Genomic DNA, 5,961 nt, shown 5'->3' with positions numbered 1-5,961 from the left:
GAGACCCGAAGCCCGCAGCACATTGCGACGGGACGAGGCAGGGGTGGAGTGGTGCGGAACGCTCATGCGGACTTCGCCTTCCAAGAAGCGCGACAAGTGAGGGAGCGTTCCTGCGGTGGACTGCCATGAGGCGGATGGCTGAAAAGGGTCCGGCCGTCGGATGTTCACGACGCGGTGGGCAGGCGTCGGAATCGGACCGGGAGGGGTAAATCGACGGTGACGGGTGAGTGTCACCGCGGTTGGCAGGGAACCTACGGCGGGTTGTGCCGATCGGTCAAGACCCGATTTCGTCGGAATGCGACGCGGCGGTGTCCGACGTGTCGTCCTCCGGGTCGTCGACCCAGCCCAGGGAGACGCTGATCCGGCGGGCCGAATCCCGCACCTGGCCGCCCAGTTCCTGGTAGCGCCAGGCCGGCAGCCCGAGCTTGAGACCGGTGATGGAGACGGCCCCGGCACACACCGAGCGGTCGTCGAAGACCGGTGCGCCGATGCAGATGATGCCCTCGGCGTCCTCCTCGTCGTCCAGGGCGTAGCCGACCCGGGCGATGTCGCGCAGATGGGACAGGAAGGTCGCCTGGTCGGTGATCGTGCGGGACGTGCGCCGGGGCAGCCCGAACCGCTCGACGACCGAGGCCGCCTCGCCCGGCGGCACCGCAGAGAGCAGCGCCTTGCCCAGGCCCGTGCAGTGCGGCAGCTCGCGCTGGCCCATCCGCAGATCGAGCCGGACGCGCTGGTCCAGCTCGACCTGGTCCACCACGACCGCGTGGCCGTCCTCGGGCACGGCGAGCCTGGAGGCCATGCCGGTGGCCCGGGTGAGTTCGCGCAGGACGGGGTGGGCGACCCCGCGCAACGAGACCTGGGACCTGGCCCGGTCGCCGAGCCTGGCCAGGCTCATGCCGAGCCGGTAGCGGCGGTTCATCCCCTCGCCGTCGTCCGAGACGAGGCCGTAGGCGCGCAGGGTCTGGAGCATGCCGAACGCGGCGCTCTTGGAGATGGAGCAGACCTGGCCGACCTCGGTGACGCTCAGGCCGTTCCCCTGCGAGGGGGCGGCGAGAGCTTCGAGGATGTCGGCTGCCCTGGCCACGCTCTTGACCCAGTACTTCGGTTCTTCAGGGGCAGCACTGTTCGTCATAGCAGAACAGACTAGTGCCTTTGAGGCCCCGGGGCGTACGTCTGAGTCAAGGAAAGCCCGGAATCAGGGCCTTGAGTGGCCGAAAGGGGGTTGACCGGCTCCGGGGGCGGACGTAATATCCAGGCACTGTTCGGCTCTACAGAACAGTGTTCTGAAAAAGCGAAACGCAGTAACGAGCACCACGGATCACCTCTTCCTGCGGCGACTGCCGGGCGGATGGCGCCAGGGACTCACGGGCCGGGCAGGGCCCGCGAAAACCGACGACTCTCGACGCAAGGAGCAAGCACCATGAGTTCAGGCCCGGTAGGCAACGAATCCGGAGCCCGACTCGCCGAACGCGCCCGCCAGGTCGTACCCGGCGGCGTGAACAGCGGTCAGCGCAGCGTTCCCGGACTGACCGACCTGGTCGTCACCGGAACCGACGGCGCACGGTTCCGTACCGCCGACGGACGCGAGTACACCGACTTCCACTCGGCGTTCGGCCCGCCGCTGCTCGGCCACAACGACCCCGACGTGGCCCACGCCACCGCGAAGGCCGGCGCCACCCTCGGTCACATGGGTGTCGGCGTCACCGAGGGCGAGGTCCTCCTCGCCGAACAGCTCACCGAACTGATCCCCTCGATCGAGAAGGTGCTGCTCACCAGCACCGGCAGCGAGGCCACGTTCCACGCGCTGCGCGTCTCCCGCGCCGCCACCGGCCGCCGCCTCGTCGTCAAGTTCCAGGGCTGCTACCACGGCTGGCACGACTCGGTCAGCCTCAACGTCATCTCCGCGCCCGAGAAGGTCGGCGGCCACGACCCGATCTCGACCGGCATCCTGCCCGAGGTCCTCGAAGCCACCCTCGTCCTGCCGTTCAACGACAGCGAGGCCGTCCGGCGCACCTTCGCCGAGCACGGCTCCGACATCGCCGCCGTCATCGTCGAGCCCGTCCCGCACAACGTCGGCGCCCTCCTCCCGTACCAGGAGTTCCTGACCACACTGCGCGAGGAGACCACGAAGGCCGGCAGTGTCCTGATCTTCGACGAGGTCATCACCGGATTCCGCCACAGCCTCGGCGGCTGGCAGGAGATCTCCGGCGTCACCCCCGACCTCACCACCCTCGGCAAGGCCATCGCCAACGGCGCCCCCGTCGGCGCGATCGGCGGCCGCGCCGACCTGATGGACCTCTTCTCCACCCGCCCCGGCGCCCCGGCCTTCTTCGCCGGCACGTACAACGGCCACCCCTCCGTCGTCGCCGCCGCCCTCGCCACCCTGCGCAAGCTCCGCGAAGAACCGGTCCACGACCACGTCTTCCGGCTCGGCGGCCGCGTCCGCAGCGAACTGACCGGACTGTACGAGCGCCTCGGCGTCCCCGCCGTCGTCACCGGCTACGGCTCCGTCTTCGTCAGCTACTTCATGCCGGGCGAGGCCCCCCGCACCTACGCGGACCTGCTGAACAACGACGCCTCGCTGTTCGTCGGCTACCGCCGCAAACTCCTGGAGCACGGCTTGTTCGAGCTGCCGCTCAACCTCAAGCGCAGCCACATCAGCTACGCGCACACCGACGCCGACGTGGACCGCCTCATCGAGGGCACAGAGGCCGCGGTCAAGGCCGTCCTCGCCGACGGGGGCGCCCGCGACCTTGAGAACACCTCCACCATGGGCGGGGCGACCCGCTGATGCTGACCGTCAACCGCACCCGCCCCGCCGGCCCCGCCGGACGGATCACCCGCGTCGAGACCCTGATGCTCGGCACCTCCTGGCGCGACTTCGGCTATGTCCGGGTCCACACCGACGAGGGCCTGTCCGGCATCGGCGAGATCACCCACCCCTACCGGGTGAGCGAGGTCTGCGCCCTCACCGAGGCCATCGCCGGACGGCACCTGATCGGCGCCGACCCCTTCGACATCGAGGAACTCTGGCTCCGCGTCTACCAGGGCGACTTCCTGCGCGGCGGCGACATGGGCGGCATCGCCCTGTCCGGCCTCGACCAGGCGATGTACGACCTGATGGGCAAGGCGCTCGGCGTCCCCGCCTACCGGCTGACCGGCGGCGCCTGCCGGGACGACGTCCGCGTCTACGCCAACGGCTGGTACACCGGCGAGCGCGAGCCCGAGACCTTCGCCGCCAAGGCGAAGGAGACGGTCGCGAAGGGCTTCACCGCCCTCAAGTTCGACCCGTTCGGCCCCGGCCTGCACGAGCTGGAGCGCGCCGAGCTGCGCCGCTCCATCGACCTCGTGGCCGCCGTCCGGGAGGCCATCGGACCCGACGTCGACCTCTTCATCGAGGGCCACGCCCGGTTCGCCATGCCGACGGCCGCCCGGCTGGTGCGGGAGCTGGAGCCCTTCGACATCGGCTGGTTCGAGGAGCCGATGCCCTGGACCCACATCGAGCGGTACGCGGAACTGCGCCAGCGCGCGGCGTTCCCCATCTCCGGCGGCGAGCACTTCCACAACCGCTACGAGTACAAGCAGCTCTTCGCCACGAACGCCGTCGACATCATCCAGCCCGACCTCTCCATGGCCGGCGGCTTCACCGAGGTCAGGAAGCTCGCCGCGATCGCCGACACCCACGGCATGCTCGTGGCCCCGCACAACTCCAACTCCCCGCTCTGCACCACCGTCTCGGTGCACGCGGCGCTCGGAATCCCCAACTTCAAGATCCTCGAAACCTTCGACGGGCTCCTGGAGCCGTTCGTCTTCGACGCACTCAAGGGCACCCTCCCGATGGAGGACGGCCGGATCGGCCTGCCGACCGCCCCGGGGCTCGGCGTCGAACTCGTCGACGAGGTGTTCGAGGAACACCCGCCCAGCCACCGCTTCTGGAACATGTTCGCGGACGGCTGGGAGAAGCGGAACCGCACATGATCGTCGACGTCCACTCCCATCTCTTCCGGCACAGCCACGACTTCACCGACCCGTTCAGCTCCGACTCCGCCCGCGCCCACGCGGGCGAGGTCGACCTCACGGTGAAGTGGGAGGAGTACGCCGCCACCGCACCCGAGTCCACCCGCACGATCGTCGTCGGCGGCAAGGCGCGGCGCAGCGGGCTCTGGGTGGACGACGCCGCCGTGGCCGCGTACGTCGGAGAACATCCCGACCGGCTCATCGGCTACCTGGCGCTCGACCCCACCCAGCCCGGCTGGCAGGAGGAACTGCGCCACGGCCACCAGGAGCTGGGCCTGCGCGGCATCAAACTGATGCCGATGTACGCGGGCTTCGACCCGGCCGCGGAGGAGTACGACGAGCTGTACGCGTACGCCGAACGGCACGGGCTGCCGCTCCTGGTGCACACCGGCACGACCTTCGTGTCCAGTGCGCCGCTGGAGTGGGCGATGCCCCGCCACCTGGACGCCGTCGCCATCCGCCATCCCGAGCTGCGGATGGTCCTGGCCCACCTCGGCCACCCCTTCGAGGGCGAGTGCATCGCGGTCATCCGCAAGCATCCGCACGTGTACGCCGACCTCAGCGCCCTGCACTACCGGCCCTTCCAGCTCTGGCACAGCCTCCGGCTGGTCCAGGACTACGGGGTCTTCCACAAGGTGCTGTTCGGCAGCGACTACCCGTTCACCACGGTCGACGACTCGGTGAAGGGGCTGCGGGAGATCGCCCGCATCCCCGGCATTCCGGGGCTGCCGCCGCTGGACGGGGACGCGATCGAGGAGATCATCCACCGGCCCTCACTCGATCTGCTGGGCCTGAACGGCTGACCGGGCCGTTCCCACGAACTGCCGGTACGGTGCCCGGGTTCACCCCCCTGTCCACGGGTGCCGGCCGGTAGCCGGGCCGCCGCGCAACACCCAAGTGTCCCCCGCGCGGCGGTCCGGACCCTTTCGTTCCGTACCCGCACCCCTCGGTTCCGCACGTCTCCGCCTGGAGGATCCCCGCCATGACCGCAGCCGTCCCGCCCCGCGGAACCGACCGCTTCGACCTGACCGGCCGCACCGCGCTCGTGACCGGGGCCGCCCGGGGCCTGGGCCGGTCCTTCGCCGTCGGGCTCGCCGAGGCGGGTGCCGACCTGGTGCTCGTCGACCTCCCCGGCGCCGAGGGCGTCACCGAGACCGCCGCGGCGGTCGAGGCCCTCGGGCGGCGCTGCCGCACCTACGGCCAGGACCTCGCGGACATCGAGGCGCTGCCGGGCTTCGTCGACGCCGTGCGCGCCGAGACCGGGCCGCTGCACATCCTGGTCAACAACGCGGGCACGGCGGCGCTGGAACGCTTCAACGAGATCACCCCGGCCAGCTGGTCGCACATCATGCGGGTCAACGTGGACGCGGTGTTCTTCCTCAGCCAGCGCCTCGCCGAACACATGACGGCGGACTCCGTCGCCGGCCGCATCATCACCATCACCTCGAAGAACGCCCTGGTGGCCGAGGCCGGACTGGCCCACTACAACGCCTCCAAGGCCGCCGCCCAACTGCTCACGGAGACCCTGGCGGTCGAACTCGCCCCGCACGGCATCACCGCCAACACCCTCGCCCCCGGCATGGTCGAGACCCCCATCGACGGCGAGTTCCCCTTCGACCGGGAGGCCTTCGAAGCCGCCTACCGCGAGCGCATCCCGCTCGGCCGGTACGCGCGGCCCGACGAGTGCGTGGGCGCCCTGCTGCTGCTCGCCTCGGACGCCGGGGCGTACCTCACCGGGGCGCGGATCGTCGTGGACGGCGGGGTGCTGGCCGACCAGATGCCGCGGATGCGCTTCATGCCGCCGTACCGCAACACGATCTGACCGCGACCGGGCAGCCGGTTCCCTTCGAGTCCCATCGAGCACGCACCGACCACGCGAGGAGCACCTCCGTCATGTCCGCCTCTGCATCGTCCCGCCGGAATCTGCTGCGGGCTTCGGGTCTG

Annotated in this window: 5 protein-coding genes; 4 read left to right on the top strand and 1 reads right to left on the bottom strand. The window is 70.4% G+C overall.

Annotated features, from left to right (window positions below):
• Positions 1–274 precede the first annotated feature (274 nt).
• A complete protein-coding gene (locus ACIO3R_RS39465; protein ID WP_385035175.1) occupies positions 275–1,132 on the bottom strand; it encodes an IclR family transcriptional regulator in 858 nt (285 codons plus the stop codon).
• 288 nt (positions 1,133–1,420) lie between these two features.
• Here ACIO3R_RS39465 and ACIO3R_RS39460 point away from each other — a divergent pair, with 288 nt between their 5' ends.
• From ACIO3R_RS39460 to ACIO3R_RS39445, 4 genes are all read left to right on the top strand, one after another.
• Positions 1,421–2,791: an aspartate aminotransferase family protein gene (locus ACIO3R_RS39460; protein ID WP_385035173.1), complete on the top strand. Its 1,371-nt coding sequence runs from the start codon at positions 1,421–1,423 to the stop codon at positions 2,789–2,791.
• Positions 2,791–3,978 (top strand): mandelate racemase/muconate lactonizing enzyme family protein, encoded by a 1,188-nt coding sequence (locus ACIO3R_RS39455; protein WP_385035171.1) that lies wholly within the window; start codon positions 2,791–2,793, stop codon positions 3,976–3,978. Before ACIO3R_RS39460 ends, ACIO3R_RS39455 begins: the two co-directional genes overlap by 1 nt.
• Positions 3,975–4,820 (top strand): amidohydrolase family protein, encoded by an 846-nt coding sequence (locus ACIO3R_RS39450; RefSeq protein WP_402111941.1) that lies wholly within the window; start codon positions 3,975–3,977, stop codon positions 4,818–4,820. Before ACIO3R_RS39455 ends, ACIO3R_RS39450 begins: the two co-directional genes overlap by 4 nt.
• A gap of 179 nt (positions 4,821–4,999) precedes the next feature.
• Positions 5,000–5,839: an SDR family NAD(P)-dependent oxidoreductase gene (locus ACIO3R_RS39445; protein ID WP_385035169.1), complete on the top strand. Its 840-nt coding sequence runs from the start codon at positions 5,000–5,002 to the stop codon at positions 5,837–5,839.
• The last annotated feature ends 122 nt before the right edge of the window (positions 5,840–5,961 follow it).

Origin of the sequence: Streptomyces sp. NPDC087428 (assembly GCF_044744085.1) — a bacterium.
Lineage (GTDB): Bacteria > Actinomycetota > Actinomycetes > Streptomycetales > Streptomycetaceae > Streptomyces.
Note: the sequence above shows the minus strand (reverse complement) of the source record. Positions and strands in the feature narration are given on the sequence as shown.

Coding starts and splice junctions, on each gene's coding strand:
- ACIO3R_RS39465 (WP_385035175.1), bottom strand. CDS start 1,132: ATGACGAACAGTGCTGCCCCTGAAGAACCGAAGTACTGGGTCAAGAGC.
- ACIO3R_RS39460 (WP_385035173.1), top strand. CDS start 1,421: ATGAGTTCAGGCCCGGTAGGCAACGAATCCGGAGCCCGACTCGCCGAA.
- ACIO3R_RS39450 (WP_402111941.1), top strand. CDS start 3,975: ATGATCGTCGACGTCCACTCCCATCTCTTCCGGCACAGCCACGACTTC.
- ACIO3R_RS39445 (WP_385035169.1), top strand. CDS start 5,000: ATGACCGCAGCCGTCCCGCCCCGCGGAACCGACCGCTTCGACCTGACC.
- ACIO3R_RS39455 (WP_385035171.1), top strand. CDS start 2,791: ATGCTGACCGTCAACCGCACCCGCCCCGCCGGCCCCGCCGGACGGATC.